Source organism: Variovorax sp. OV084, assembly GCF_900111625.1.
In the GTDB taxonomy this organism is placed as follows: Bacteria; Pseudomonadota; Gammaproteobacteria; order Burkholderiales; family Burkholderiaceae_C; genus Variovorax.
This window is the reverse complement of record NZ_FOII01000003.1, coordinates 539804-565524: the sequence shown is the minus strand read 5'-3', so window position 1 is coordinate 565524 and position 25721 is coordinate 539804. Positions and strand designations below refer to the sequence as shown.

Here is a 25721-nt window from a genome sequence, read left to right as displayed (position 1 = left end):
CCCGACACTGCACGCAGCATATTTAGCTTGGCTCGGTTGTTGCATGCATTGCGCCACAACAAATGTCAAAAACTAACGAGCAGCTCAGCGTTTACCCTGATTTTTGCCTCTTCAAGCCCCGAATCGGGGCGAAATCGCAGATGAAAGTTTGACCCGGATCGAGGATCACCAAGACAATGCATACAGTTGCATGCAATGGCTGCAAGCCTCTTTCCACAGTCCCCACGATGGAGCCCGCACGATGATCAGCGCAGAGCAGAACGATCTCATCACCCGCGTCGGACCCGGCGCGCCCGCCGGCAAGCTGCTGCGCCGCTACTGGCAGCCGGTGGCCCTGGCCGACGAACTTGCGGGCCCGCGCCCGGTCAAGCCCGTGAAGCTCATGGGGCAGGACTTCGTCCTGTTCCGTGACGAGAACGGCCAGCTCGGCATGCTCGACCGCGACTGCCCGCACCGAGGCGCCGACCTCGCCTTCGGCCGGCTCGAAAACGGCGGCCTGCGCTGCGCCTTCCACGGCTGGCTGTTCGACGCCAAGGGCAATTGCCTCGAAACCCCCGCCGAGCCCGCCACCAGCAAGCTGTGCAGCCGCATCAAGCAGTCGGCCTATCCGGTGGTCGAGAAAAGCGGCGTCGTCTTCGCGTACATCGGCGAGGGCGAGCCCCCCGCCTTCCCCGAGTTCGACTGCTTCGTCGCGCCCGACAGCCACACCTTCGCGTTCAAGGGCCTGTTCGAATGCAACTGGCTGCAGGCGCTCGAAGTGGGCATCGACCCCGCGCACGCCTCGTACCTGCACCGCTTCTTCGAGGACGAAGACACCTCCGGGAGCTACGGCAAACAGTTCCGCGGCGCATCGGCCGACTCCGACATGCCCATCACCAAGGTGCTGCGCGAGTACGACCGTCCCGACATCAGCGTGGAGCCCACCGACTACGGCTTCCGCCTGAAGGCGCTGCGCAAGCTGTCCGAAGACACCACCCACGTGCGCGTGACCAACGTGGTGTTCCCGCAGGCCTTCGTGATCCCGATGAGCGCCGAGATGACCATCTCGCAATGGCACGTGCCGGTGGACGACACGCACTGCTACTGGTACGCCATCTTCACCAGCTTCACAGGCCCGGTCGACAAGCAGCAGATGCGCGACCAGCGCCTGAAGCTCTACGAGCTGCCCGACTACACCTCGCGCAAGAACAAGCGCAACAACTACGGCTACAGCATCGAGGAGCAGCTGACCGAAACCTACACCGGCATGGGCGACGACATCAACGTGCACGACCAGTGGGCGGTGGAGTCGCAAGGCGCCATCCAGGACCGCACGCGCGAGCACCTGGGCAGCACCGACAAGGGCATCATTGCCTACCGCCGCGTGCTGGTGAAGGCCATCGAAGCCACGCTGGCCGGCGAGAGCGCGCCAATGCTCATCGACGCCGCACAGGCCAGCGCAATGACCGGCCCGCCCTCCATCGACGGCATCGGCCGCAACGTCAGCGACGAGGCAGCCACCGAGGCCTACTGGCAGGACGCCGACCGCGCGCGCCGCCTGAAGTCCGACTGGGCCTCCGCACGGCTCGCCGCCTGAGCACGCACGCCATGAGCAGCAGCCACACATTCGTCGACCGCTTCGGCCTCTGGTCCGACGACCAGCATGCGCAGGCCAGGGAGCTGGTGCGCCGCATCGACAGCGGCGAGGTCGACCTCGTGCGCTTCGCCTGGCCCGACCAGCACGGCATCCTGCGCGGCAAGACGCTCGTTGCCACCGAGGCGCGCTCTGCCCTGTGGGAAGGCGTGAACCTCACCTCCACGCTGCTCGCCAAGGACACCTCGCACAAGACCGTGTTCCCGGTGTTCACGCAAGGCGGCGGCTTCGCCATCGAAGGCCTGCAGGGCGGCGCGGACTTCACCATCGTGGCCGACCCCGCCACCTTCAAGGTGCTGCCGTGGTCGCCGCGCACCGGCTGGGTGATGTGCGACGCCTACATGGCCGACGGCAAGCCCTGCCCCTTTGCCACGCGGCAGATCCTGCAGCGCGCGGTGCGCCAGCTCGATGAGCTGGGTCTGGACTTCATCGCCGGCCTCGAAGTGGAGTTCCACGTCTTCAAGCTCGACGACGCGCGCATGGGCCTGGCCGATTCGGGCCAGCCCGGCGAGCCGCCGCGCGTGTCGCTGCTGTCGCACGGCCACCAGTACCTCACCGAGCTGCGCTACGACCGCGTCGACGGGCTGATGGAACTGCTGCGCTCGAACCTCATCGCGCTCGGCCTGCCGCTGCGATCGCTCGAAATCGAATTCGGCCCGAGCCAGTTCGAGCTGACCTTCGGCCCCACCGCCGGCGTGATGCCGGCCGACACCATGGTGCTGCTGCGCAGCGCCATCAAGCAGATCTGCCAGCGCGCCGGGCTGCACGCCACTTTCATGTGCCGCCCGAAGATTCCGAACGTGATGTCCAGCGGCTGGCACCTGCACCAGTCGCTGCGCCGCAAGAGCGACGGCGTCAACGCCTTCATGCCCGAGGCCGAAGGCCAGACCCTCAGCGAGATCGGCGTGCATTACCTCGGCGGACTCAAGGCGCATGCCTGCGGCGCCGCGGCGCTGGCGAGCCCCACCATCAACGGCTACCGCCGCTACCGCCCCTTCTCGCTCGCGCCCGACCGCGCGATCTGGGCCAAGGACAACCGCGGCGCGATGCTGCGCGTGCTCGGCGGCGTGGGCCAGAGCGCCTCGCGCATCGAGAACCGCGTGGGCGAGCCGACGGCCAACCCGTACCTGTACCTGGCGTCGCAACTGTTCTCGGGGCTCGACGGCATCCGCAACAAGACCGACCCCGGTCCTTCGGCCGATGCGCCGTACGAAACACCGGCAGAGCAACTACCTCGCTCTCTGAGCGACGCCCTCGCCTGCCTGCGCAAGGACGAGATGCTCAACATGCAGATGAGCAAAGTCTTCATCGACTACCTCTGCCACATCAAGGAAGCGGAAATCGCCCGCTTCAACCTCGAAGTCTCGGAGTGGGAACACCGCGAGTACTTCGACATGTTCTGAAAACCATGCCCACGATCCACTACATCCTCAAGGACGGCACCACCCGCGAAGTCGACGCCAAGGTCGGCGCCAGCGTGATGGAGACCGCTATTCGCGGCAACGTGCGCGGCATCGACGCCGAGTGCGGCGGCTGCTGTTCCTGCGCCACCTGCCACGTTTACGTGGACGACGCCTTCATCGACCTGCTGCCGCCGCCCGACGACATGGAGAGCGCGCTGCTCGACGCCGTCGCGTCCGAGCGCAGGTCCGGCTCGCGCCTGAGCTGCCAGCTCAGCGTGACCGCAGCCTTCGATGGCCTCAGGGTCCGCGTGCCCGATACCCAGATTTGAAGGACGGCTCGGGCATCATCGCCCGCTTTGTTTGCATATTCGGTTACATGACAGCGGCGCCCGACGTGGCGCATCCACTCCACCTGAAAGGCGTTTTCCCGTGAACCCAACGATGACCAAGAGAACCATCCTCTCGACCCTGCTGCTCGCCGGCCTCGGCCTGCTGGGCGCCACGGCGCACGCCGCCGACGAGCCGCTGCGCATCGGCCTCATCGCCACCTACTCGGGCCCGTACGCCGACTACGGCCGCCAGTTCGACGCCGGCATCGCGCTGTACCTGAAGGAGCACGGCGGCAAGGTGGGCGGCCGCACGGTCGAGATCATCAAGAAGGACACCGCAGGCCCCGCGCCCGACGCCGCCAAGCGCATCGCGCAGGAGCTCATCGTGCGCGACAAGGTGAACGTGCTCACCGGCCTGGACTTCAGCCCCAACGCGTACGCCGTGGGCGCCATCGCCACGCAGGCGAAGATTCCGACGATCGTGATGAACGCGGCATCGTCGGCCATCACCACCAGCTCGCCCTACGTGGCGCGCCTGTCGTTCACCGTGCAGCAGGTAACGGACCCGATGGCGCGCTACATGCTCAAGGAAGGCATCAAGGACGCCTACACCGTGGTCGCCGACTACGCCTCGGGCGTCGATGCCGAGACCGCGTTCAAGAAAACCTTCACCGCCGGCGGCGGCAAGGTCTCGGGCGAAGTGCGCACGCCGATGAACAACCCCGACTTCTCCGCCTACGTGCAGCGCATCAAGGACGCCAAGCCCCAGGCCGTGTTCTTCTTCTTCCCCTCGGGCGTGATGCCGCCGGCCTTCCTGAAGGTGTGGAAGGAACGCGGCATGGAGCAGGCCGGCATCAAGCTCTACGCCACGGGTGAAGCCACCGACGACAGCTACCTCGACGCCACCGGCGACGTGGCGCTGGGCCTGGTCACCAGCCACCACTACTCGTTCGCGCACCCCTCGCCCAAGAACCAGAAGTTCGTGAAAGACTTCGCCGCCGACAACGGCGCCAAGCTGCGCCCGAGCTACTTCGCCGTGACCGCCTACGACGCCATGGCCGCCATCGACCTCGCACTGGCTAAGACCAAGGGCGACGCCAGCGGCGACAAGTTCATGGAGGCGTTGAAGGGCCTGAGCTTCGAGAGCCCGCGCGGCCCCATCGAGATCGACCCCGCCACGCGCGACATCGTGCAGACCGTCTACATCCGCAAGACCGAGCGCGTGAACGGCCAGCTGGTGAACGTCGAGTTCGACAAGTTCGACCGCGTGAAGGACCCGGCCAAGGAAGCCGCAGCCAAGTAAGCCAGCCAGTTCGTCAGCCAGCAGGAAATTCATGGGCATCGTGATCTTCGATGGAGTGGCCTACGGCATGCTCCTGTTTCTCATCGGCGTGGGCTTGTCCATCACGATGGGGCTCATGAATTTCGTCAACCTCGCGCACGGCAGTTTCGCGATGGTGGGCGGCTACGCCGCGAGCGTGCTGATGAACCACTTCGGCCTGGGCTTCGGCCTTTCGCTGGCGGCGGCCTTCGTGGCGGCTGCCGTTGCGGGCGCGGTGCTGGAGTTCGTGTTCTACCGTCGGCTGTACCGCGCGCATCCGCTCGACCAGGTGCTGCTGTCGATCGGCGTGGTGTTCGTGTCGATCGCCGCCTTCACGTATTTCTTCGGCCCGACGATGCAGCCCTTCACGCTGCCGCCGGCGCTCGACGGGCAGATGTCGCTGCTGGGCCTCGAAGTGGGCCGCTACCGCCTGTTCCTGATCGTCTGCGGCGTGGCCGTGCTGGCCGCGCTGCTGCTGGGCCTGGGCAAGACGCGCTACGGCGCGATGGTGCGCGCGGCGGTCGACAACCAGCGCGTGGCGGGCGGCACCGGCATCAACGTGCAGCGGCTGTTCTTCCTGACCTTCTCTCTCGGCTGCGGCCTCGCGGGCCTCGGCGGTGCGCTGAGCCTGGGCATGCTGGGGCTGGAGCCGTCGTTCCCGCTCAAGTACCTCGTCTACTTCCTGATGGTGGTGTGCGTGGGCGGTGCAGGCACCGTCACCGGGCCGTTCATTGCGGCGCTGCTGGTCGGCATCGTGGACGTGGCGGGCAAGTACTACCTGCCGGAAGCGGGCGCTTTTCTCATCTACGTTTTCATGATCGTCATGCTGCTGGTGCGGCCGAACGGCATCGTTGCGAAGAAGGGGCTCGCATGAAAGCCCTGCATCTTTCTCCCGCGCACCTGCGCATCGCCGAAATCGCTTTCTGGCTGGCACTCGCGTCGAGCTTCTTCCTGCTGCCCGACAAGCTCACGCTGATGAGCCAGATCATGATCTTCGGCCTGTTCGCCGTGTCGCTCGACATGGCGCTGGGCTACGCGGGCATCCTCACCGTGGGCCACGCGGCCTTCTTCGGCGCGGGCGCCTACGCGGCCGGATTGCTGGCCAAGTACGGCTGGAGCGAGCCCTTCACCGGCTTGCTGTTCGCACTCGCAGTGTGCGGCGTGCTCGGCTATGTATTGAGCTACCTCGTGGTGCGCGGCGCCGACCTCACGCGGCTGATGATCACCATCGGCGTGTGCGTGCTGCTGTACGAGTTGGCCAACCGGCTCTCGGGCATCACCGGCGGTACCGATGGACTGCAGGGCGTGGTCATCGCACCGGTGCTCGGCCTCTTCGACTTCGACCTCTACGGCAAGACCGCATTCGGCTATGCCTTCGGCGTGGTGCTCGCGATGTTCCTGCTCGTGCGGCTCGTGCTGCGCTCGCCCTTCGGCCTGGCGCTGCGCGGCATTCACGACAGCCGCAAGCGCATGACGGCCATCGGCTCGCCGGTGGAGGCGCGGCTGCGCATGGCATACGCCTTCTCGGCCGCGGTGGCAGGCGTGGCGGGCGCGCTGCTGGCGCAGACCACGCAGTTCGTCGGCATCGAGTCGATCGGCTTTAACCGCTCGGCAGAGGTACTCATCATCCTGGTGCTGGGTGGTACAGGGCGGCTGTACGGCGGAATGATCGGCGCCATCGTCTACATGCTGGTGCACGACTGGTTCGCGGACATGAACCCGCAGTACTGGATGTTCTGGCTCGGCATCTTCCTTATTGCGGCCGTCATGCTGGGCCGCGGCGGCATCATGGGTGCGCTCTCGCGTTTCGTTCGCATGGGGAAGGCGCGATGAGTTCCATCACCACGCACACGCTGCGCACACACGGCCTGGGCATCCGCTTCGGCGCCTTCCAGGCCGTGAGCGATGTGAACCTCTCGCTCGAACCCGGCGCGCGGCAGGCGCTGATCGGTCCCAACGGCGCTGGCAAGACCACGCTCATCAACCTGCTTACCGGCGTGTTCAAGCCCACCAGCGGATCGATCCACATGGGCGATCGCGACATCACGCGCCTGCCTGGCGACAAGCGCGCGCGCATGGGCCTGGCGCGCACCTTCCAGATCAACACGCTGTTCCCCAGCCTCACGCCGCTGTTGTCGGTGGTGCTGGCAATCAGCGAGCGCGAAGGGCTGGGTGCCACTTGGTGGCGGCCGCTCAAGGGCTGCACGGCGGTGTTCGACGAGGCGCATGCGCTGCTCGGCACGCTCCGGCTCGACAGCCTCGCCGACGTGCCCGTAGCCGAGCTGGCCTATGGCAAGCAGCGGCTGCTGGAGATCGCGCTCGCACTCGCGGCCAAGCCCCGCATCCTGCTGCTCGACGAACCCGCTGCCGGCGTGCCGGAGGACGAGAGCGGCGAGCTGTTCGAGGCCATCGCTGCGCTGCCGCCCGACATCAGCGTGCTGTTCATCGAGCACGACATGAAGCTCGTCTTCCGCTTCTCGCGCCGCATCTCGGTGCTGGTGGGCGGACGCATCCTGACCGAGGGCACGCCTTCGGAAATCGGCGCCGACCCGCGCGTGCGCGAGGTCTATCTCGGAAGCTCACCCCGCCATCACCACCATGCCTGAAGCACTCGCCTTCGACCAGGTCACCGCCGGCTACGGCAACGCGGTCGTGCTCGACCGGCTCGACTTTTCGCTGCCGCAAGGCGAGAGCCTCGCCATCCTCGGGCGCAACGGCGTGGGCAAGACCACGCTGCTCGAAACGCTGATGGGCAACACCCGCGTGATGCAGGGCTCAATCCGCTGGCAAGGTGCCGACATCACACGCTGGCCGTCGCACCAGCGTGTGCGCGCGGGGCTGGGCTGGGTGCCGCAGGAGCGCGAGGTGTTCCCATCGCTCACCGTTGAAGAAAATCTCACGGTGATATCGCGGCTCGGCGGCTGGAACCTGAAGCGCGTCTACGACTTCTTCCCGCGCCTGCGCGAGCGGCGCGGCAACTACGGCAACCAGCTCTCCGGCGGCGAACAGCAGATGCTCGCCATCGGCCGCGCGCTGATGACCAACCCCAAGCTGCTGCTGCTCGACGAGCCGATGGAAGGCCTCGCGCCGATCATCGTGGAAGAGCTGGCTGCAGCGATCCGCCGGCTGTGTGAGTCGGAAGGACTGGCGTCGATCGTGGTCGAGCAGCATCCGGTGCTCGCGTTGGAGATGACGCACAAGGCGATCGTGCTGGAGCGCGGCACCGTGGTGCATGCGGGGCCGAGCGCGGAGCTCGCGGCCGACAGGAATCTGCTCGAAGGCTTGCTCGGCGTGGGAATCGCCGAGCAAGCCTGACGGCGTTCAGCTCAGCATCTGCCCGCGGCTGCCGATGACGGCCACGTCCACGAACTGCCCGCCTTCGCGGTTGGTCCGACCGTAGTTGATCTTCACCCCACCCAGATCGAAGTTCTCGATGCTCGCCAGCCCCGACATCACCGACGCACGCGTGAGCGAACCACCGGCACGGCGCATGCCTTCAGCCAGCACTGCGGCGTTCAGATAGCCCTCCAGGCTCGTGAGCGAGAAGTCCTTGACGCCGTTGGCCACCATGTCGGCCTGATAGCGGCGCACGATCTCGAATTTGGTCGAGTACGGCGACGGCACCACGATCACGAAGCCCAGGCCCTTGGCCAGGTCGCCCATGGCCGACAGCGCGCTGGCCGTGATCGACAGGCCATAGGCCGAGCTGCTGTTGCCCGCCTCGCGCAGTGCCTTCAGGAACACCGGCGCCGTGCCGGCCAGCCCGACCACCACCACCTGCGGCTTGGCCTTGGCGATCGCTTCGGCGGCGGGGCCCACTTCCATGCTGGTGGTGTTGGGCGTGGTCGCGATCACCGCCGGCTCCAGCTTGGCCTTGGCCAGCGCATTCTTGAAGGCCGCCAGCACCGACTGCCCCAGCGGGTCGTTCGAATGCACGAGGCCGATGCGGCTCTGGCCCAGCACGGCGGCGGTGCTCACGAGCTTGTCGACTTCCTGGTCGTAGTTGGCGCGCACCCAGAAGGTGTTGGGCGAAGCCTTTTTGCGCAGCGCGATCGTGCCGGTGATCGGGCCGACCACGGCCATGCCGGGCACAGCGTCCATCACCTCGGCCGTCTGGCGCGTGCCCAGCGGGTGCAGCAGCGCGAGCACGGAGCTGTCTTTCTCGAAGGCCAGCGCGTTGGCCTTGGCCACGTCGGGCTTGAAGGTGTCGTCGGCCATCACGAGCTCGACCTTGGTGCCGTTGATGCCACCCGCCTTGTTCAGCGCATTGAAGAACGCGCTCGAACCCTGGAACAGCCCCTGCCCGTTGGCCTTCTCGACGCTGCTGTTGTCGAAGGTGGTGCCGATGCGCACCGGCCGGTTCTGCGCAAGCGCCGGAAAACCCAGGCCCGCGGCGGCGGTTGCTGCGGCCAGCCCGGTCAGCGCACGCCGACGGCTGGTGGAAGGCGGCGCAATCGACTCGCGCGGAACGGGAACGGTCATGGTCGAAGTCTCCAGGAGGTAATGCGTTAGTGACAAAAATTCACATTCTTTCGAGGAATGTAACGCACCCACTCTCCACTTGAGATGACAGCGGCAGCTACTTCGCTACAGCAGCTCTTCGCCCACGATGGGCAGCAGCAGCCAGTTCTTGAAGCGCAGCCAGAGGAATTCGCCGGGCTCGTCCTCGTGGACGATGTCGCCGCCGGCGTCGTCGTACTCCAGCCATTGCACGCGCCTGCCGTTGGGGCCCAGCCGGAGCCGGTAGCCGAGGTTCACGCGCTCGCCCGACATGAGCTTGTTGTAGTCCTGCACCAGCTCGGGACTGTCGATGACCAGGCCGATCTCGGTGTTGACGGCGGCCGAGCGGTGGTCGAGGTTCATCGAGCCGACGAAGAAGCGCTCGTTGTCGACGATTGCCAGCTTGGCGTGCAGCCGGCTGATCGACTTGCCGAAGTCGCCGAAGCGGCCCGAACTGCCGCTGAGCGTGGGCGCGATCTCGAAGATGGTGACGCCGATCTTCAGCATGTCGGCGCGGTAGCGCTCGTAGCCCGCATAGGCCAGCGGCTCGTCGGTCGCGCCCAGCGAGTTGGTCACGACCGTGATGCGCCCGCCCTTGGCGATGCACGCCCGCATTTCCTCCAGGCCCTTGGGGCCCGGAATGAAGTACGGCGAGGCAATGACGACCTCGCGCCGCGTGGCGTTGATCACGCTGAGCGCGCCTTCTGTCACGCTGCCGATGTAGGCCTCGTCGGCCTTGCGCGTGATCTTGTCGGGGTCGTCGATGAACAGCGTGGCCGGCGCCCAGTAGCGGTCGAGCTTGCCGGTGATGAGCTGCTCGCCCACGGGCGACTTGTTGAGCACGTCGCGCGGGCGAATGGGCACGTCGGGCACGGCCGTACGCGCAATTTCGTCGAAGCGCCGCTGCGCCGCCTCGCGCGTCATGCCGCGCAGGGGCGCGATGCGCTCGATGGGCCATGCGTGCGAGCTGTTCCAGTAGCGGTCGAAGCCTTCGGACATCTGCCGCACGACCGGGCCGCTGGAAATCACGTCCATGTCGATGAAGTTCGCGGCCGTACTGCGCATGAAGTACTCGTTGCCGATGTTGCGGCCGCCCGACACGGCAAAGCTGTTGTCGGCCACCAGCAGCTTGTTGTGCATGCGGTGGTTGATGCGGCCGAAGTCGGTCAGCGACATGAGCAGCCGCGTGCCGAGCGAACTGGCGCGCGAAGGCAGCGGGTTGAACAGCCGCACCTCCACGTTGGGAAAGGCCGCGAGCGTGCCGAACAGCTCGTCTTCGCCGCCGGTGTAGAGGTCGTCCACCAGCAGGCGCACCCGCACGCCACGCGCCGCGGCCTCGCGCAGTTCGCGCAGGAACAGCAGGCCGATGTCGTCGCGCTGCACCAGGTAGTACTGCACGTCGAGCGACTTCTCGGCATGCCGCGCAAGCGAGATGCGGGCGTCGAAGGCAAACGCCGCCTCGGGCAGCAGCCGGAAACCCGACAGCGCGGTGGAATCGCCCGGCGCGCCCTTGGCCGCCAGCTGCCCCAGTTCTGTCTGCGCCACGTCGGTGAACGCCGTGACGTTCGCCTTCGGCTCGGGCGGCGGCAGGCTGACGCAGCCGGTGAGCCAAATGGCCGCCAGGACGCTCAGGCAGGCGGCAAAACGACGGACGATGAGGGCGCGCATGGCCCGAACTGTAGCTCGCGGCGAGCCCGGATGGCGGCCCTATCATCGAAGCGAAACAAAAGGAAAAGAAGCGTGCTCAACGGCTTGTGGCTTGGTTTCTTCGGGGTGGCGGCACTGGCGGCGCTGGGGCGGTGGCTCATCGGCGGCGACCCGACCGTGTTCGCGGCGCTGGTCGAGAGCCTGTTCGCGATGGCGCGGCTGGCGGTCGAGGTGATGGTGCTGCTGTTCGGCACGCTCACGCTGTGGCTGGGCTTTTTGCGCATCGCCGAGGCCGCGGGGCTGGTCGGCTGGCTCGCGCGGCTGCTGGGGCCGTTGTTCCGGCGGCTCATGCCGGGCGTGCCGGCGGGGCACCCGGCGCTCGGGCTCATCACGATGAACTTCGCGGCCAACGCGCTGGGGCTGGACAACGCCGCCACGCCCATCGGCCTGAAGGCGATGCGCGAACTGCAGCGGCTGAACCCCGACCCGGTGACGGCCACCAACGCGCAGATCCTCTTCCTGGTACTTAATGCCTCGTCGCTGACCTTGCTGCCGGTCACCATCTTCATGTACCGCGCACAACAGGGCGCGGGCGACCCGACGCTGGTGTTCCTGCCGATCCTGCTGGCCACCAGCGCCTCCACGCTGGTCGGGCTGCTCTCGGTGGCGGTGGCGCAGCGGCTGCGGCTCTGGGACCCGGTGGTGCTGGCCTACCTGCTGCCGGGGGCACTGCTGCTGGGCGGCTTCATGGCGCTGCTGGGCACGCTGTCGGCGGCGGCCATTGCATCGCTGTCTTCGCTGCTGGGCAACCTCACGCTCTTCGGCGTGATCGTCGTGTTCCTGCTGGCCGGGGCGATACGCCGCATCAAGGTGTACGAGTGTTTCATCGAAGGCGCAAAGGAAGGCTTCGACATCGCGAAGAACCTGCTGCCGTACCTCGTCGCGATGCTGTGCGCGGTCGGCGTACTGCGCGCTTCGGGCGCGCTCGACTTCGCGTTGAACGGCCTGCGCTGGCTGGTGAACGCCGGCGGCTTCGACGCTCGTTTCGTCGACGCCATGCCCACCGCGCTGGTCAAGCCCTTCTCGGGCAGCGCGGCGCGCGCGATGCTGATCGAGACCATGAAGAGCCAGGGCGTCGACAGCTTTCCCGCGCTGGTGGCCGCCACCATCCAGGGCAGCACCGAAACCACCTTCTACGTGCTGGCCGTGTATTTCGGCGCCGTTGGCATCCAGAGAGCGCGGCATGCGGTGGCCTGCGCGTTGCTGGCAGAGCTGGCCGGTGTTGTGGCGGCTGTCGCGGTCTGCTATTGGTTCTTTGGCTAGGACTCGGCGTTGTTTCGGGGCGCGATCACGCCGACGGGGTACCTTGCTCCGCGAATGTCCTCCGGCCTGCGGCCTCCCCCTTTATTTCGCTGCGCAAGGCACCCCATCGACGTGATCGTTCAGAGCACTTGTTGATAGGCCGGCATGAGCGCTGCGTCCATGTGCGAATGGCACCGGGTGCTCCCCGCAGCGAAATAAAGGAGGAGGCCGCAGGCCGGGGGACATTCGCGGAGGGGAGTACCCGGTGTCATTCGCACACCCCCCGAACCCTCACTTCCGCGGCTCGACAACAGGAAACATCGGCTCGAAGGTATCGAGCATCGAGAGCAATTCACCCAGCTTCGCCCGGTCACCATCGATCTTCACCTTGCCCGCCAGCACCGCAGCGGGAAAGCTCGTCTCCTTCAGCGTGACTGCATCGAGCGTGGCGCGGCTCAGCGTGACCGTGGCATCGGCTCCCGGCTGCTGACCGGCGATGTGCGTGAGCGCGGAGTTCTCCAGCGTCAGCACGAACTGCCGGTTCGAATCGGTGAAGTTCCAGTTGATGACCATCTTCTTGCCCTCGGCTTTGGCCGCATCGAGCCGCACGCCGAGGAAGTCGAAGAACAGGTCGTTGCTCACCGCCTTCAGCGTGTCGGCGTTGGAGCTGTTGCCGCCCGGAATCTTCGGCACGCCATTGCGCAGCTCCATCGCACCCACCAGATACGCGCTGCGCCAGGTGCCGGCCTCCGACTGGTAGCCCATCTGCTCGAGCGCATCGGCGCCCAGCTCGCGGGCCGCGCGGTTGGCCGGGTCTGCGTACACCAGCTGGCTCATCGCGCTGGCCACCCAGCGGAACTCGCCCTTCTTGAAGTCTTCGCGCGCACGCGCCAGCACCGCGTCTGCGCCGCCCATGTACTCGACCGTCTTCTTCGCATAGGCCACCGGCGGCAGCGGGTTCAGGTTGGCGGGATTGGCGTCGTACCAGCCCAGGTACTTCTGGTACACGGCCTTGGCGTTGTGCCGCAGCGTGCCGTAGTAGCCGCGCGCGGACCACTCCTGCTCCAGGCTCGCGGGCATGCGCAGCGTTTCTGCGATGTCGGCCGACGTGTAGCCCTGGTTGAGCAGGCGCAGCGACTGGTCGTTGATGAACTTGTACATGTCGCGCTGCTTCTTCAGCAGGTCGACGATGCGCTCGCCCCCGAAGGTGGGCCAGTGGTGCTGGGCGATGAGCACGTCTGTCTTGTCGCCGAAGGCCACGCGCGCCTCGTCGATGTACTTCGACCACAGGTTGCCGTCGCGCACCTCCGCGCCGCGGATGGTGTAGAGGTTGTGCATGTTGTGCGTCACGTCCTCCGCCATGTTGAGCACGCGGAACTGCGGCAGGTACATGATCATTTCCGACGGCGCCTCCGAGCCCGGCACGAGCTTGAAGACGAACTGCACGCCGTCGATGGTGCGCTCTTCGGTCGGCTTGTCGATTGTGGCCGTGGGCGCAATCAGCGAAATGGTGCCGCGCGCCAGCGCCTTGCCCAGGCCCGTGTCGACCTGCCCGCGCGCGCCCGGCGGCAGCAGCGTGCCGAACTGGTACTGCGAGCGCCGGCTCATCGCATTGCCCGCGAGGATGTTCTCGGCCACGGCCGTTTCCATGAAGCCCGCGGGCGCGAGCACCTGCACCTTGCCGGCCTTCACGTCGGCCTCGTCGATCACGCCCTTCACGCCGCCGAAGTGATCGGCATGGCCGTGCGTGTAGATCACCGTGCCCACCGGCTTGTGCGGGCGGTGCTGGTAGTACAGGGCAAGCGCGGCGCGTGCGGTTTCGGCGGCCAGCAGCGGGTCGATGACGATCAGCGAGCTGTCGCCTTCCACGATGGTCATGTTGGCGATGTCGAAGCCGCGCACCTGGTAGACGCGGTCGGTCACCTTGAACAGGCCATGGATCGCATTGAGCTGCGCCTGCCGCCACAGGCTCGGGTTGACGGTGTCGGCCGCTTCGTTTGCCTTCAGGAAGTCGTAGGGCTTCATGCTCCACACCGGCCGCGTGCCGCTGCCGGGCACCAGCGCATCGGGCACGGTGCCGACGAAGCCGCGCATCGCGTCCTCGAAGTCCTGCCGGTTGGCGAAAGGCAGCGTCTTCGCCATGTCGGCGTTGGCTTGCAGCGTGGAAGGCTCGGGCGCCTTGGGCGCGATCTGCGCGGAGATCGACGGGGCGCCGAGCGCGCAAGCCAGTGCGACGAATGCAGCTGTGGAGAAGGAAGAAGGGGTCATCCGGCAATTCTCCGAAGCGGCAGAAGCATTGGCAAATGCAAAATACGCGCTTCCTTTTAAAGTGAAACGCAAAATGCAGTTGCGCCAGCTCCAGCATCTTGTTGCCCTTGCCGAGCAGGGCAGCTTCGGCCGCGCAGCGCAGGCCGTGCACCTGTCGCAGCCCGCGCTCTCGCGCAGCATCGACACCCTGGAAGACAGCCTGCAGGCGCGCCTGATCGACCGGGCCTATGGCACCGTGCGCTTCACGCAAGCCGGCGAGCTCGTGCTGGCGCGTGCCCGCGAACTGCTGGCCGATGCGCAGCAGATCCAGCGCGACGTGCTGCAGCTCGAAGGCCTCGCCATCGGCAGCCTCGCCGTGGGGCTCGGTCCCTTCGCCGCGAGCACGCTCGGGCGCATGGCCCTGTCGCTGATGACGCAGCGCCATCCGCAACTCCTGATGCGCATGGAAGTGGCCGACACCGCCACGCTCAGCGAGCGCCTGCACCGGCGCCAGCTCGACCTGTTCATCGCCGACACTCGCGACCTGAAGAAGCAGCCCGGCCTCAAGCTTGCCCGGCTGCCCGACCTGCCGGTCTCGTTCTTCGTGCAGCCGAAGCACCCGCTGCGCCGGCTGAAGCAGGTGACGCTGGAAAAAGCCATGCGCTATCCCGTGGCCGGCCCCAACCTCCCCGCCGAGGTGGCTGCGTATTTCGACAGCCAGATCCAGCGCGACGACCGCGGCGTGTTCAACGTCACCTGCGACGACGCCGGCACCCTGCGCCACCTGGCCCTGACCGCCAACGCGGTCATCCTCGCGCCCCACGCGCCGGCCCTGAACACCGACACCAACGCCCTCGTGCCACTGCCGGTGGTCGGCTTTGCCCGCATGCAGACGCACTACAGCCTGGTGACGCTCGCGGGCCGAACGCCCTCGGCCGCCGCCACCGTCTATACCCGCCTGGTGACAGAGTTGATGGGCCCGGTCAGGCAGCCCGCCGGGCGCTGAGCCAAAATGGCCCTCCTGCCGACCACCGCCCAGCCTCTTTCGTGACCACTCCCCGCCGGGCCCAGCCGCCCTCCTTTTCGACCGACGAGTTTCGTGAATCGCTCGGCATGTTCGCCACCGGCGTCACCGTGGTCACTGCGCGCGCGGCCGACGGCACGCTGGTCGGCCTCACCGCCAACTCGTTCAACTCGGTGTCGCTGGCACCGCCGCTGGTGCTGTGGAGCCTTGCACGCGCGGCCGGCTCGATGCCCGCACTGAGCACCGGCTCGCACTACACGGTGAATATCCTGGCGGCCAACCAGAAGGCGCTGGCCGAGCGCTTCGCCACCAAGAACATCGACCGCTGGGCAGACGTGGCCTTCACCGAGGGCCTCGGCGGTGCGCCGGTGCTGGTAGGCGCGGCGGCCAGCTTCGAGTGCTTCAACCGCAGCCGCTATGACGAAGGCGACCACGTGATCTTCGTGGGCGAGGTGGAGCGCTGCACGCACGACGCGGGCGCCTCGCCGCTGCTGTTCCACGGCGGGCGCTTCTACACCGAGCATCCCTTGTAATGAACCGCCCTGCGCTCCTGTCGTCTGTCTTGTTGCTTGCCGCACAGACCGGCATGGCGCAGGAAGCGAACGGGCCGCTCAAGCAGAACTGGTTCGACGACCCGTTCTTCCAGGTGTCCGCGGGCCTGCCGGCCTGCGCCATGCCCGAGGGGCCGTTCTACACCGCCGAAGAGCGCCGCATGCAGACCCATTCGCGGCTGGAGCGCGGCACCAGCTGCTGGCTGGCCGGCAAATGCACCGACAGCAACGCCTACCGCTACGACAAGCCCCTCGCACCCAAGGTGCGCGCCGCGCTGCTGGCGGTGCCCGGAGTGAACAAGGGCAGCGTGTGGGTCATGATCCAGCGCCGCTGGGTGTACCTGCAGGGCTGCGTGCCGAACGCGGCGCTGGCGAAGAAGCTGGAACGCGCGGCGCGTGCATTGCCCGATGTGGAGACGGTGGTGCCCGACCTGATGGTGGGCACGCGGGGCAAGCCGCCCTACCCGCTGGCCGCGAAATAGGGCCCCTGGCACTCAGCTTCCCAATGCCGATTCGTGCCAGTGCCGCAGCAGCAGCCGGCCGATCGCGCTCACCACCAGGAAGAACAGAAAGCCCAGCAGCGTCGCCGCGATCACCTCCGCGAACAGCAGTGCGGTGTACATGCGCCCCTGCGCGAACACGATCTGCACGCCCAGCCCGCCTTCGGCATTGCCCGAGCCGATGATGAATTCGCCCACGATGGCGCCGATCACCGACAACCCTGCCGAGATGCGCAGTCCCGCGAAGATGTGCGGCAGCGCACCCGGCAACCGCAGCTTCCAGAACGACACCAGCCCGCTCGCGCGGTGCAGCGCGAACAGCTCCGCAAGATTGCGCGAGGTCGAGCGCAGGCCCAGCATCGTGTTGTTGATGATGGGGAACAGCGACATGATGAAGCTGACGATCACCACCGACAGCTCGTTGTAGCCGAACCAGAGCACGATGAGCGGCGCGATCGCCACCACCGGCACGGTCTGCAGCAGCACCGCGTACGGGTACAGGCTGCGCTCCAGCAGCCGCGACTGCGCCAGTACCGCCGCACCCGCGATGCCGAGAAAGATGGCCAGCGCATAGCCCAGCAGCGCCTCCTTCAGCGTAGAGAGCGTCGCGCCCGCGAGCACTGCGGCGTTCTCGGCCGTGGCTGCCGCCACTTCCTGCGGCGACGGCAGCAGATAGCCCTTGCCCTGATAGACGGTGGCACTCAGCAGCCACCACAGGCCGATGGCGAGCAGCGCGACGACCAGCACGGGGGCGGCGTTGCGCACGAAAGCCATGGCCGAAGAAGAAGAATCAGACCGGGTCATCGCCATCTCCCTCAAGCCACGGCTTGCGCATGGTGCTGCGCACGCAGCACCGCCGTCACCTGTCCCGTAAGCGCCGCAAAGCCGGCGCTGGCGCGCAACTCGGGCGCGCGCGGGAATTCGAAAGGCACGTCGATCACGTCGAGGATGCGCCCCGGCCGCGGCGACATGACCACCACCCGGTTGGACAGGTACACCGCCTCATGCACGTTGTGCGTGACCAGCACGCCGGTGAAGCCGGCCTGGCGCCACAACGACGAGAGCTCTTCCTGCAGCACGTCGCGCGTGAGCTCATCGACCGCCGCCAGTGGCTCGTCGAGCAGCAGCAGCCCCGGCCGCAACGCCAGCGCGCGCGCCAGCGACAGCCGCATGCGCATGCCGCCCGAAAGCTGGTGCGGGTACGACTTCTCGAAGCCCGCAAGCCCCACCAGCTTCAGCGCCTCGGCCGCACGCGCCCGGTAGCTCGCGGGCGCATGGCCTTCGAGCTCCATCAGCAGCTGCGCGTTGCGCTCCACGGTGCGCCAGGGCAGCAGCGCGGCTTCCTGGAACACGAAGGCGGTCTCGATGCCGTCGGGCCGCGTGCAACGGCCCGTGCTCGGCGCGATGAGCCCCGCCATGATGCGCAGCAGCGTCGACTTGCCGCAGCCAGAAGGTCCGACGATGGAGACGAATTCGCCGGGGCGCAGCGCGAGGTCGACCGTGCCCAGCGCCTGCAACCCGGAGTCGAAGCGCTTGGACACGCCCTCCAGCCCGACGGCCGCGCCGCTCATGGGTTGCAGCCCGGCACCAGCGTGCGGTCGTAGCCCTGCTTCGCGTCGAAGTTCGCCGGCAGGAAGTTGACGCTGCGCAATTGGCCCGCCAGTTCGCTCCAGCGCGCGTCGGTCATGCAGCCGATGCGGCCTAGGTCGTGCGAGATCAGCGTCTCGATCATTTCCTTGTTGGCCGCGTCGTAGATCTCGGGCGTCATCTGCTTGTTCATGCCGGTGATCAGCGGCTTCAGCCCCGAGGGGTTGCGCACGTAGTTGGCCCAGCCCTTCTGCACCGCCGCGATGGTGGCCTTCACCAGCGCGGGGTTCTTTCGGATCATGTCGTCGGTGGTGAACAGCACGTCGTAGGGCCGGTAGCCCAGCGACGCCAGCGTGACCTGCTGCACCTGCACGCCGGCCGCGGCCATGCGCGCGGGCAGGAAGAGCGAGTAGCCCTGCTGCACCATCTTCGGGTCGTTGCGGAACAGGCTCAGGTCGCCGCTCACCGGGATCTCGCGCGTGCCGGTGAGCTTGTACTGCTTCTTCGTCCACTCCCAGTAGGCGTTGCCGATGTTCACCGCGAAGGTGCGGCCCTGCAGGTCGGCGATGGACTTCACGGCCGGGTCGGCGTGGTAGACCAGCGTGTAGGGCACGTAGTCGAGGTGTGCGAACACCGCGCGCACCGGCGCGCCGCGCAGGCGGGCCAGCAGCACGTCGTCGGCATTGCCGATGCCGAACTCGGCCTGGCCCGAGGCCACCTGCGGAATGGTCTGGATCTTCGGGCCGCCCTGCAGCACGCTGATCTCGATGCCGGCCTCCTTGCCGAGCTTGTCCTGCTGGGCCTGCCAGTAGCCGGCCTGGTCGGGCTGGGCGAACCAGTTGCTGAGGATGCGCACGGGCTTGGGAGCGTCGGCAGCCTGCGCGGAAAGAGGCAGCACCGCCGCCAGCGCCAACGGGAACGCAATGCGAAGGGCGGAAGAAATCATGATGCGGAAACCTTGAGCCATGGAAGTTGCGCCGCGCTGTAGCGGAAGGTCTGGAACACGCTGTTCTGCCGGCCGGGCACGTACTTGCGCGCGGCCTCGTCCGGGTATTCGGCGAACCAGGGAATCACGTACTCCCACACCACCTCGCCGGCCGGTGTGACCTCGAACAGGCGCCCCGTGGCCGACTCGGTGACGTGCGTGTTGCCGTTGGGCAGGCGCTGCGCGCTGCCCATGTAGGCGGTGTAGAACGCGTTGACCAGCTCGTCCGCGTACTGCCACACGACCTCGTTGGAGGCCGGGTCGATTTCGAGAACGCGCGAGAACGCCACATGCTTGCCGGTGCGGAAGTTGCCGTTGTCGAAAGCAAGAATGTGGCCGTTGGCCAGCGCGACGGGCGCGTGCTGGTGCGACAGCACCGACGGCGGAATGTGCAGCTTCACGCCTCCCGTGGCCTTGTCGACGCCGACGATGCCGGAGGTGGTGCGCAGGCTCATCAGCACCAGCCCCTCGCGCGTTACGTCCAGGCCGTTCACCAGCGGCCAGTGGGTCCGGCCGAAACCGGGGTGGATGGGGAAGTCTTCCGGCGCCAGGTGCTCCCAGGCCTTCCATTCCCACACCAGCTTGCCGTCGCGGTCGACCTCGCGGATCACGTCGCCGTACATGGCCTCGCCGGGGCCGTGGGCGGTGCCACCCGGCACGCGTTCGGCAAAGCCGGGCGGCACCGGCGCGCAGCCGGCGTACAGCAGGTGGCCGTTGTCGAGCCAGCGGGCGTCGTGGTGGTGCGTCGGGTCTTCGAAGCGCCAGACGATCTCGCCCCCGGGCGTGGCCTCGTAGAAATCGCCGCCGTGCCACAGCGACCAGGCGCCGTAGATCTCGGGCGAGTTCGCGTGGTTGCCGTTGTAGCCGAGGTTGCCGTTCTTCAGGATCACCGCCGCGCGGCCCGGGCGCACAGGCATCTTCCACTGGTGCGCGACGCGGCCCTCGATGTCGATCAGGTAGACGTTGCCGTCATCGGTCTGCGGCGCGATCAGGGTGTAGCCGCCGGCGCTGAGCGCCGGGTCGTGGGCGATCAGGCCGGTGCCGCGGCGGCGCTGGGTGATCTGGTCGACGGTGGTGGTGGTCACGGAAGCGAACCTCGGGAGTTTGAAGAGTGGTGCGAATCTAGGCCGCATCGCCCGTCAGGAAAATCTGTTTGTTTCGTACGGTGCGTATAGAAAATCCATACACTCCCCGCCACCATGCGCGCCATCTCCCAGACCTTCCGCTGTTTCGACGAAGTGGCCCGCCGCGGCTCGGTGCGCAAGGCCGCCGAGGCGCTGCACCTCACGGCGGCCGCCGTGCACCAGCAGGTGCTCAACCTCGAGGAACAGGTCGGCACGCCGCTGTTCGACCGGCTGCCGCGCGGCATGCAGCTGACCACGGCCGGCGAGATCATGGTGGCCGCCGTGCGGCGCGGGCAGCGCGACTTCGATAACGCCATGGCCCAGGTGGAAGACCTGCGGTCGCTGCGGCGCGGGCACATCAACCTGGCGGTGTCGCATTCGTCGGCCGAACAGCTGGTGCCCGAGGTCATCGAGGCGGCCATGAAGAACTACCCGGGCGTGACCTACAGCGTGCGCTCGGGCAGCGGCGAGAACATCCTGAAGTGGGTGGCCAATGGCGAATCGGACATCGGCTTCTGCCTGCGCCGCAAGCCGCCGCCCGGCGTGGAAGAGATACGCGCGTTTCCGCAGCACCTGGGCCTGGTCACGCCGCCCGGCCATCCGCTGGCGGCGCTGGGCAAGCTGCCGCGGCTGCGCGACTGCCTGGACCACCCGCTGATCCTCATGACGCCCGACACCGAGCTGCGCGCCATGGTCGACCAGATCGACCACCGCGAGCACCGCAAGGTGCGCCCGCTGGTGGAGACCAGCTCGGTCGCAATGGTGCGGCGGCTGGTGGCCGGCGGCACGGGCATCGGCTTTCTCATTCCCGAGAACGTGGCCGAAGACGTGGAACGCGGCACGCTGGTGTGGACCGGCCTGGCCGACGCGGGGGCGCGCTCGTTCAGCTGCCTCTACCAGCGCGCGGGCCAGACCACCGCGGTGGCCATGGGCATGTTCCTGCAGTTCCTGGAGGCTGCGCTGCTGGCCATCGAAAAGCGCTTCGAGCAGCGCGCGCCGCTGCCTTCGCTGACCGCGTTCGCACAGTAAACACGCTGGCACGATACGATCATCGGATGAATTACGCGGCAATCCGCCGCGACTGACCGGCCCCGAATGATCCAGCGCAAGACCCACCTCGACTCCCTCGCCATCGGCCTGCTCATTGCCTGCTGCGCCTTCTGGGGCCTGCAGCAGATCCTCATCAAGACCACCGTGGCCGAGGTGCCGCCGATGTGGCAGGCCTCGATCCGCATGATCGGCGCCACGGTGCTGCTGTGGCTGTGGTGTGTATCGCGAGGCGTGCCACTGTTCGAGCGCGACGGCACGCTGTGGCCCGGCTTGCTGGCCGGCCTGCTGTTCTCTGGCGAGTTCGCCGGCATCTACCTGGGGCTGCAGCACACCAGCGCCTCGCGGCTCACGGTGTTTCTCTACACCGCGCCTTTCTGGGTGTCGCTGCTGCTGCCGCGCTGGGTGCCGGCCGAGCGGCTGCGGGGCTTCCAGTGGCTGGGGCTGTTCATTGCGTTCTCGGGCGTGGTGCTGGCCTTCAGCGAGGGCTTCGGCCACATGAGTTCGTCGCAGCTCATCGGCGACGGCATGGCGCTGGCGGCCGGCATGCTCTGGGGCCTGACCACGCTCACCCTGCGCACCACGCGCCTGGCCACGGCCAGTGCGGAGAAGACGCTGTTCTATCAAGTGGCGGTAACGGCGGCGGTGTGCCCGGTGCTGTCGCTGGCGCTCGGCGAGCACTGGGGCTTTTCGTATTCCGCGTGGGCCTGGACTTCCATCGGCCTGCAGACGGTGGTCGGCGCCTTCGCCAGCTACCTCGCGTGGATGTGGCTGCTGCGGCACTACCCGGCCACGCAGATGTCGTCCTTCACCTTTCTCACGCCGCTGTTCGCGCTGGTGTTCGGCGTGGTGCTGCTGAAGGAGCCGCTCACGGCGCAGCTGATCGTGGCACTGGCCGGCGTGGCGCTGGGCATCGTGCTGGTGAACCGGCGGCCTGCGGTACAACGCTCGGCATGAGCAAGACCACAACGAACTTCCAGCCCGTTCTCGACGAGATCGTCGCCACGCTGCGTCCGCAGCTCGGCCAGGGCGGCACCGTCGCGAGCTACATCCCGGCGCTCGCCCGCGTGGACGCGCGGCAGTTCGGCATCGCGCTGCGTACCTGCCAGGGCGAAGAAGCCGGCGCGGGCGACTTCGAGACGCCCTTCTCCATCCAGAGCGTGTCGAAACTCTTCACGCTCACGCTCGCCATGCAGCGCATGGGCGACGCGCTGTGGGAGCGCATCGGGCGCGAGCCCTCGGGCAATCCGTTCAACTCGCTGGTGCAGCTCGAAAACGAACAGGGCAAGCCCCGCAACCCGTTCATCAATGCCGGCGCCATAGCAGTGGCCGACCGGCTGGTGAGCCAGGCGAAGGCCACCGGCGGCAGCGCGAAGGCCGACATCCTCGCGCTCATGGGCAGCCTGTGCGGCGAGTCCATCGGCTTCGACGACGAAGTGGCGCAGTCGGAGGCCGACACGGGTTTTCGCAACGTCGCGCTGGCCAACTTCATGAAGAGCTTCGGCAAGATCGACAACGACGTCGCGACCGTGCTCGACACCTACTTCCACCAGTGCTCGCTGCGCATGAGCTGCCGGCAACTGGCGCGCGCCGCCGCCTTCCTTTGCCGCGACGGGGCGCACCCGATCGACGGCGAGCCCGAGATCACGGGCGAGCGGCAGACGCGCCGCATCAACGCGCTGATGCTCACCTGCGGCACCTACGACGCGGCGGGCGACGTGGCCTTTTCCATCGGCCTGCCCTGCAAGAGCGGCGTGGGCGGCGGCATCGTGGCGGTGGTGCCCGACAAGCTCACGCTGTGCGTGTGGTCGCCCGCGCTCGATGCCACCGGCAATTCGCTGCTGGGCATGAAGGCACTGGAGCTCTTCGTCGCGCACACGGGGCTGTCGGTCTTCTGATCGATCAGGCCGCCATGGCCACCGGCGCCGTGGCCAGGCTGCCCATGCCTTCCAGCGCGGCCTCCACTGCCTCGTCGAGCGGCGTGTGCGGCTCACGACCCAGGAAGGCAACCAGCTTCGCGTTGTCCATGCCCACGGGCGTTTGCCACAGGTAGCGCATCTCGCGCATTTCGCGGAAGGTGGTGACGAAGGGCGAGGCCAGCGCCAGCAGCCACCACGGAAAGGCCGACACACTCACCTTGGCACCTGTGCGGCGAGCAACTACCTTGCGGATGGCATCGCTCATGCGCGTGCCGTCGGCGTCCCAATGGCCGGCCATGTGGAAGCGGGCGAAGGCTTCGAGCCGGTCACGCCGCGCCAGCAGCTCGACCATGGTGCGGGCCACGTCCGGCAGGTACGACCACTGGTGGCCAATGCCGGCGCGGCCGGGATAGCTCACGCCCTTGACGGGCTGGCCCGCCTTCACCAGCCCCTGCGAGAACCAGTTGTTGCCGGCCTTCGGTCCGAAGAAATCGCCAGCGCGCACGATCAGCACGCGGGCACCCTGGCGGCTGGCGTCTTCGAGGCGCCGTTCCATCTCGACGCGGATCGCGCCCTTGCGCGTGGCCGGATGCTGCGGCGAGTCTTCGGCCAGCAGCGGGAAGGCATCGGGGCCGAAGTTGTAGACCGTGCCGGGCAGCACGATCGTCGCGCCTTCGGCCTTCGCGGCGGCGATGGTGTTGTCGAGCATCGGCAGCACCAGCTCCGACCAGCGGCGGTAGCCCGGCGGGTTGACCGCATGCACGATGACCGAGCAGCCCTTCGCGGCCTGGCGCACAGCCTGCGCGTCCATTGCGTCGCCAGCCAGCCAGGTGATGCCGTCCCTGCGTCCTTCGGTCGCGCCGCGCTTGAGCGCGCGCACCTCCCAGCCCGCATCGCGCAGCTGGTGGGCTACCTCACCGCCGATGCCGCCCGTTGCGCCAAGAACCAGAACCGTGTCGTTGCGTGCCATGAAATGCTCCAGAACAGTTGTCGATGGAGAAATTCTGGGTTCGGCAGGGTTCAATTGGAATTGCCGAACATAAGCCATCGGCCATACATTTATGTATGACTTCGAACATCGGCTGGGAGCTGTACCGCTCCTTCCTCGGCGTGCTGCGCGAGGGCTCTCTCTCGGGCGCGGCGCGCGCGCTCGGCATCACGCAGCCCACGGCCGGGCGCCACGTGGCAGCGCTCGAAGAGGCGCTGGGCGTGGTGCTCTTCACACGCTCGCAGACAGGGCTGCTTCCCACCGAGGTGGCGCTGTCGTTGCGCGCGCATGCCGAGGCCATGGAAAGCACCGCCGCCTCGCTGGAGCGGGCCGCCAGCAGCCAGGGCGAAGGCGTGCGCGGCGTGGTGCGGGTGTCGGCCAGCGAGGTGGTCAGCGTCGAAGTGCTGCCGCCCATCGTGGCGCGGCTGCGCGAGGCGCACCCGGCGCTGAAGGTCGAGCTGGTGTCGACCAACCGCGTGCAGGACCTGCTTCAGCGCGAGGCCGACATCGCCGTGCGCATGGTGCGGCCCAGGCAAGAGCAGCTGCTGGCGCGCCGCATAGGCAACATCGAGTTGGGCTTCCATGCGCACCGCGACTACCTCGCCCGCCACGGCACGCCGCGCAAGCTCGAGGAGCTGGCCGCGCATTCGGTGATTGGCTACGACCAGCCCTCGGCCTTCGTGCGCAACGCGGGCAAGTCGCTCAAGGTCTTTTCGCGCGATGGCTTTTCGCTGCGCACCGACAGCGACCTCGCGCAGCTGGCGCTGATCCGCGCGGGCGCGGGCGTCGGCATCTGCCAGGTGGCGCTGGCCAGGCGCAACGACGCGCTGGTGCGGCTGATGCCGCGCACCTTCTCGCTGAAGCTCGACACCTGGGTCACGATGCACGAAGACCTGCGCAACAGCCCGCGCTGCCGCGCCGCCTTCGACGCACTGGTCGAAGGCCTCTCGCTCTACATCGGTGGCCCTGCGGCAGAGGCGAAAATACTCCGCGCCAGACCAACGACACCCGAATGACCGACCCGACAGACTCCGACACCCTCCCCCTGCAGGAAGACCGCCTCTGGCGCGACGACCGCTGGACCGCCCGCATCATCAAGAACGAGGAAGACGACGGCTGGGCCGTCGAGATGACCCGCCACGGCGACCCCGAGCCGGCACTGGTCGGCCCCTGGACCATGGGCCGCGACAAGAAGAATCCGAAGCCGCTCGACGGCCCCGCCTTTTCCACGCTCGTGAAGACCGCCGCCGAAGTCATCCGCCGCCACGAGCAGCAGCTGCACGCCACGCTCAACAAGAGCGTGACCGTCACCGCGCGCAACGACCAGCGCATTCGCGTGGCCCTGGGCATCGTGCCCGACGAGGACAACCCCTCGGCCACGCTCACCGCCTATGACGACGCCGACGACTCCGAGCTCGCCAGCGTCAACGTGTCACCCGCCTTCAGGCTCACCGCCTCCAGCGCCACCGCCTGGATCGAATCCGGCTACGCGCGCCCCCGCTGAACACAGCACCCACCGCAATCAGCGAAATGACGTATGTGCAGCCCGCGCTGAGTTGAGAACAATCGGCTTCGACGACACGAACCCGTTGCACCGCAGACAGACAGGCCCGA

The 25721-nt window shown here is 67.5% G+C and carries 25 protein-coding genes; 17 read left to right on the top strand and 8 right to left on the bottom strand.

Annotation, left to right across the window (positions count from 1 at the left end):
- Positions 1 to 241 precede the first annotated feature (241 nt).
- The 8 genes from BMW87_RS12755 (at position 242) to BMW87_RS12720 (ending at position 8001) form a co-directional block, all read left to right on the top strand.
- Positions 242 to 1576 (top strand): aromatic ring-hydroxylating dioxygenase subunit alpha, encoded by a 1335-nt coding sequence (locus BMW87_RS12755; protein WP_093076624.1) that lies wholly within the window; start codon positions 242 to 244, stop codon positions 1574 to 1576.
- A gap of 11 nt (positions 1577 to 1587) precedes the next feature.
- Complete coding sequence (locus BMW87_RS12750) at positions 1588 to 3036, top strand: glutamine synthetase family protein (RefSeq protein ID WP_093076622.1); 1449 nt, start codon at positions 1588 to 1590, stop codon at positions 3034 to 3036.
- 5 nt (positions 3037 to 3041) lie between these two features.
- Entirely contained in the window at positions 3042 to 3365 is a 324-nt protein-coding gene (locus tag BMW87_RS12745) for a 2Fe-2S iron-sulfur cluster-binding protein (RefSeq protein ID WP_093056997.1), read from the top strand.
- Between the two features lie 112 nt (positions 3366 to 3477).
- The gene (locus tag BMW87_RS12740) at positions 3478 to 4668 is read left to right on the top strand and encodes an ABC transporter substrate-binding protein (RefSeq protein WP_093076621.1); all 1191 of its coding nucleotides are present in this window, start codon (positions 3478 to 3480) and stop codon (positions 4666 to 4668) included.
- A gap of 31 nt (positions 4669 to 4699) precedes the next feature.
- Entirely contained in the window at positions 4700 to 5560 is an 861-nt protein-coding gene (locus BMW87_RS12735; RefSeq protein WP_093076619.1) for a branched-chain amino acid ABC transporter permease, read from the top strand.
- A complete protein-coding gene (locus BMW87_RS12730) occupies positions 5557 to 6519 on the top strand; it encodes a branched-chain amino acid ABC transporter permease (protein WP_093076618.1) in 963 nt (320 codons plus the stop codon). The genes BMW87_RS12735 and BMW87_RS12730 overlap by 4 nt, the downstream gene beginning before the upstream one ends.
- On the top strand, positions 6516 to 7292 hold the full coding sequence (locus BMW87_RS12725) for an ABC transporter ATP-binding protein (protein ID WP_093076616.1): 777 nt from the start codon (positions 6516 to 6518) through the stop codon (positions 7290 to 7292). Before BMW87_RS12730 ends, BMW87_RS12725 begins: the two co-directional genes overlap by 4 nt.
- On the top strand, positions 7285 to 8001 hold the full coding sequence (locus tag BMW87_RS12720; protein ID WP_093057002.1) for an ABC transporter ATP-binding protein: 717 nt from the start codon (positions 7285 to 7287) through the stop codon (positions 7999 to 8001). Before BMW87_RS12725 ends, BMW87_RS12720 begins: the two co-directional genes overlap by 8 nt.
- Before the next feature lie 6 nt (positions 8002 to 8007).
- Here the strand turns inward: BMW87_RS12720 and BMW87_RS12715 are convergent, their stop codons facing one another.
- Both BMW87_RS12715 and BMW87_RS12710 read right to left on the bottom strand, forming a co-directional pair.
- On the bottom strand, positions 8008 to 9168 hold the full coding sequence (locus BMW87_RS12715; RefSeq protein ID WP_093076615.1) for an ABC transporter substrate-binding protein: 1161 nt from the start codon (positions 9166 to 9168) through the stop codon (positions 8008 to 8010).
- A 105-nt stretch (positions 9169 to 9273) separates the two neighbouring features.
- Positions 9274 to 10854, bottom strand: coding sequence for a phospholipase D family protein (locus tag BMW87_RS12710; RefSeq protein WP_093057004.1), 1581 nt, complete (start codon positions 10852 to 10854; stop codon positions 9274 to 9276).
- 72 nt (positions 10855 to 10926) lie between these two features.
- Between BMW87_RS12710 and BMW87_RS12705 the strand changes: the two genes are divergently transcribed.
- Positions 10927 to 12156, top strand: a complete 1230-nt coding sequence (locus BMW87_RS12705; protein WP_093057005.1) for a nucleoside recognition domain-containing protein — start codon at positions 10927 to 10929, stop codon at positions 12154 to 12156.
- Between the two features lie 270 nt (positions 12157 to 12426).
- On the opposite strand, the gene BMW87_RS12700 is transcribed toward BMW87_RS12705, so the two are convergent.
- A complete protein-coding gene (locus BMW87_RS12700) occupies positions 12427 to 14403 on the bottom strand; it encodes an alkyl/aryl-sulfatase (RefSeq protein ID WP_093076613.1) in 1977 nt (658 codons plus the stop codon).
- Between the two features lie 61 nt (positions 14404 to 14464).
- On the opposite strand from BMW87_RS12700, the gene BMW87_RS12695 reads away from it, so the two are divergent.
- The 3 genes from BMW87_RS12695 to BMW87_RS12685 are packed head-to-tail and all read left to right on the top strand — an operon-like array spanning position 14465 to position 16439.
- The gene (locus BMW87_RS12695) at positions 14465 to 15388 is read left to right on the top strand and encodes a LysR family transcriptional regulator (protein WP_256216739.1); all 924 of its coding nucleotides are present in this window, start codon (positions 14465 to 14467) and stop codon (positions 15386 to 15388) included.
- Between the two features lie 41 nt (positions 15389 to 15429).
- Positions 15430 to 15939: a flavin reductase family protein gene (locus tag BMW87_RS12690; protein WP_093057008.1), complete on the top strand. Its 510-nt coding sequence runs from the start codon at positions 15430 to 15432 to the stop codon at positions 15937 to 15939.
- Positions 15939 to 16439: a BON domain-containing protein gene (locus tag BMW87_RS12685; protein ID WP_093076610.1), complete on the top strand. Its 501-nt coding sequence runs from the start codon at positions 15939 to 15941 to the stop codon at positions 16437 to 16439. Before BMW87_RS12690 ends, BMW87_RS12685 begins: the two co-directional genes overlap by 1 nt.
- A 12-nt stretch (positions 16440 to 16451) precedes the next feature.
- On the opposite strand, the gene BMW87_RS12680 is transcribed toward BMW87_RS12685, so the two are convergent.
- From BMW87_RS12680 to BMW87_RS12665, 4 genes are read right to left on the bottom strand one after another with little or no spacing between them, the layout of a single operon-like run.
- A complete protein-coding gene (locus BMW87_RS12680) occupies positions 16452 to 17261 on the bottom strand; it encodes an ABC transporter permease (protein ID WP_093076673.1) in 810 nt (269 codons plus the stop codon).
- 11 nt (positions 17262 to 17272) lie between these two features.
- On the bottom strand, positions 17273 to 18028 hold the full coding sequence (locus tag BMW87_RS12675; RefSeq protein ID WP_093076609.1) for an ABC transporter ATP-binding protein: 756 nt from the start codon (positions 18026 to 18028) through the stop codon (positions 17273 to 17275).
- On the bottom strand, positions 18025 to 18990 hold the full coding sequence (locus BMW87_RS12670) for an ABC transporter substrate-binding protein (RefSeq protein WP_093076607.1): 966 nt from the start codon (positions 18988 to 18990) through the stop codon (positions 18025 to 18027). Before BMW87_RS12670 ends, BMW87_RS12675 begins: the two co-directional genes overlap by 4 nt.
- Positions 18987 to 20114: an aryl-sulfate sulfotransferase gene (locus tag BMW87_RS12665; protein ID WP_256216738.1), complete on the bottom strand. Its 1128-nt coding sequence runs from the start codon at positions 20112 to 20114 to the stop codon at positions 18987 to 18989. The genes BMW87_RS12670 and BMW87_RS12665 overlap by 4 nt, the downstream gene beginning before the upstream one ends.
- A gap of 114 nt (positions 20115 to 20228) precedes the next feature.
- Here BMW87_RS12665 and BMW87_RS12660 point away from each other — a divergent pair, with 114 nt between their 5' ends.
- The 3 genes from BMW87_RS12660 (at position 20229) to BMW87_RS12650 (ending at position 23098) form a co-directional block, all read left to right on the top strand.
- The gene (locus BMW87_RS12660) at positions 20229 to 21182 is read left to right on the top strand and encodes a LysR family transcriptional regulator (protein ID WP_093076604.1); all 954 of its coding nucleotides are present in this window, start codon (positions 20229 to 20231) and stop codon (positions 21180 to 21182) included.
- Between the two features lie 66 nt (positions 21183 to 21248).
- Positions 21249 to 22157, top strand: coding sequence for a DMT family transporter (locus BMW87_RS12655; RefSeq protein WP_093076603.1), 909 nt, complete (start codon positions 21249 to 21251; stop codon positions 22155 to 22157).
- Positions 22154 to 23098 (top strand): glutaminase, encoded by a 945-nt coding sequence (locus tag BMW87_RS12650; RefSeq protein ID WP_093076601.1) that lies wholly within the window; start codon positions 22154 to 22156, stop codon positions 23096 to 23098. The genes BMW87_RS12655 and BMW87_RS12650 overlap by 4 nt, the downstream gene beginning before the upstream one ends.
- 4 nt (positions 23099 to 23102) lie before the next feature.
- On the opposite strand, the gene BMW87_RS12645 is transcribed toward BMW87_RS12650, so the two are convergent.
- Complete coding sequence (locus BMW87_RS12645; RefSeq protein ID WP_093076599.1) at positions 23103 to 24089, bottom strand: NAD-dependent epimerase/dehydratase family protein; 987 nt, start codon at positions 24087 to 24089, stop codon at positions 23103 to 23105.
- Positions 24090 to 24184: 95 nt separating this feature from the next.
- On the opposite strand from BMW87_RS12645, the gene BMW87_RS12640 reads away from it, so the two are divergent.
- The gene (locus BMW87_RS12640) at positions 24185 to 25123 is read left to right on the top strand and encodes a LysR family transcriptional regulator (RefSeq protein WP_093076598.1); all 939 of its coding nucleotides are present in this window, start codon (positions 24185 to 24187) and stop codon (positions 25121 to 25123) included.
- Positions 25120 to 25611, top strand: a complete 492-nt coding sequence (locus BMW87_RS12635) for a hypothetical protein (protein ID WP_093057018.1) — start codon at positions 25120 to 25122, stop codon at positions 25609 to 25611. Before BMW87_RS12640 ends, BMW87_RS12635 begins: the two co-directional genes overlap by 4 nt.
- The last annotated feature ends 110 nt before the right edge of the window (positions 25612 to 25721 follow it).

Bases quoted from the DNA above. Each gene is read 5' to 3' on its own strand.
- BMW87_RS12755 (WP_093076624.1), top strand. From the start codon at position 242: ATGATCAGCGCAGAGCAGAACGATCTCATCACCCGCGTCGGACCCGGC.
- BMW87_RS12750 (WP_093076622.1), top strand. From the start codon at position 1,588: ATGAGCAGCAGCCACACATTCGTCGACCGCTTCGGCCTCTGGTCCGAC.
- BMW87_RS12745 (WP_093056997.1), top strand. From the start codon at position 3,042: ATGCCCACGATCCACTACATCCTCAAGGACGGCACCACCCGCGAAGTC.
- BMW87_RS12740 (WP_093076621.1), top strand. From the start codon at position 3,478: ATGACCAAGAGAACCATCCTCTCGACCCTGCTGCTCGCCGGCCTCGGC.
- BMW87_RS12735 (WP_093076619.1), top strand. From the start codon at position 4,700: ATGGGCATCGTGATCTTCGATGGAGTGGCCTACGGCATGCTCCTGTTT.
- BMW87_RS12730 (WP_093076618.1), top strand. From the start codon at position 5,557: ATGAAAGCCCTGCATCTTTCTCCCGCGCACCTGCGCATCGCCGAAATC.
- BMW87_RS12725 (WP_093076616.1), top strand. From the start codon at position 6,516: ATGAGTTCCATCACCACGCACACGCTGCGCACACACGGCCTGGGCATC.
- BMW87_RS12720 (WP_093057002.1), top strand. From the start codon at position 7,285: ATGCCTGAAGCACTCGCCTTCGACCAGGTCACCGCCGGCTACGGCAAC.
- BMW87_RS12715 (WP_093076615.1), bottom strand. From the start codon at position 9,168: ATGACCGTTCCCGTTCCGCGCGAGTCGATTGCGCCGCCTTCCACCAGC.
- BMW87_RS12710 (WP_093057004.1), bottom strand. From the start codon at position 10,854: ATGCGCGCCCTCATCGTCCGTCGTTTTGCCGCCTGCCTGAGCGTCCTG.
- BMW87_RS12700 (WP_093076613.1), bottom strand. From the start codon at position 14,403: ATGACCCCTTCTTCCTTCTCCACAGCTGCATTCGTCGCACTGGCTTGC.
- BMW87_RS12685 (WP_093076610.1), top strand. From the start codon at position 15,939: ATGAACCGCCCTGCGCTCCTGTCGTCTGTCTTGTTGCTTGCCGCACAG.
- BMW87_RS12680 (WP_093076673.1), bottom strand. From the start codon at position 17,261: ATGACCCGGTCTGATTCTTCTTCTTCGGCCATGGCTTTCGTGCGCAAC.
- BMW87_RS12675 (WP_093076609.1), bottom strand. From the start codon at position 18,028: ATGAGCGGCGCGGCCGTCGGGCTGGAGGGCGTGTCCAAGCGCTTCGAC.
- BMW87_RS12670 (WP_093076607.1), bottom strand. From the start codon at position 18,990: ATGATTTCTTCCGCCCTTCGCATTGCGTTCCCGTTGGCGCTGGCGGCG.
- BMW87_RS12660 (WP_093076604.1), top strand. From the start codon at position 20,229: ATGCGCGCCATCTCCCAGACCTTCCGCTGTTTCGACGAAGTGGCCCGC.
- BMW87_RS12655 (WP_093076603.1), top strand. From the start codon at position 21,249: ATGATCCAGCGCAAGACCCACCTCGACTCCCTCGCCATCGGCCTGCTC.
- BMW87_RS12650 (WP_093076601.1), top strand. From the start codon at position 22,154: ATGAGCAAGACCACAACGAACTTCCAGCCCGTTCTCGACGAGATCGTC.
- BMW87_RS12645 (WP_093076599.1), bottom strand. From the start codon at position 24,089: ATGGCACGCAACGACACGGTTCTGGTTCTTGGCGCAACGGGCGGCATC.
- BMW87_RS12640 (WP_093076598.1), top strand. From the start codon at position 24,185: ATGACTTCGAACATCGGCTGGGAGCTGTACCGCTCCTTCCTCGGCGTG.
- BMW87_RS12635 (WP_093057018.1), top strand. From the start codon at position 25,120: ATGACCGACCCGACAGACTCCGACACCCTCCCCCTGCAGGAAGACCGC.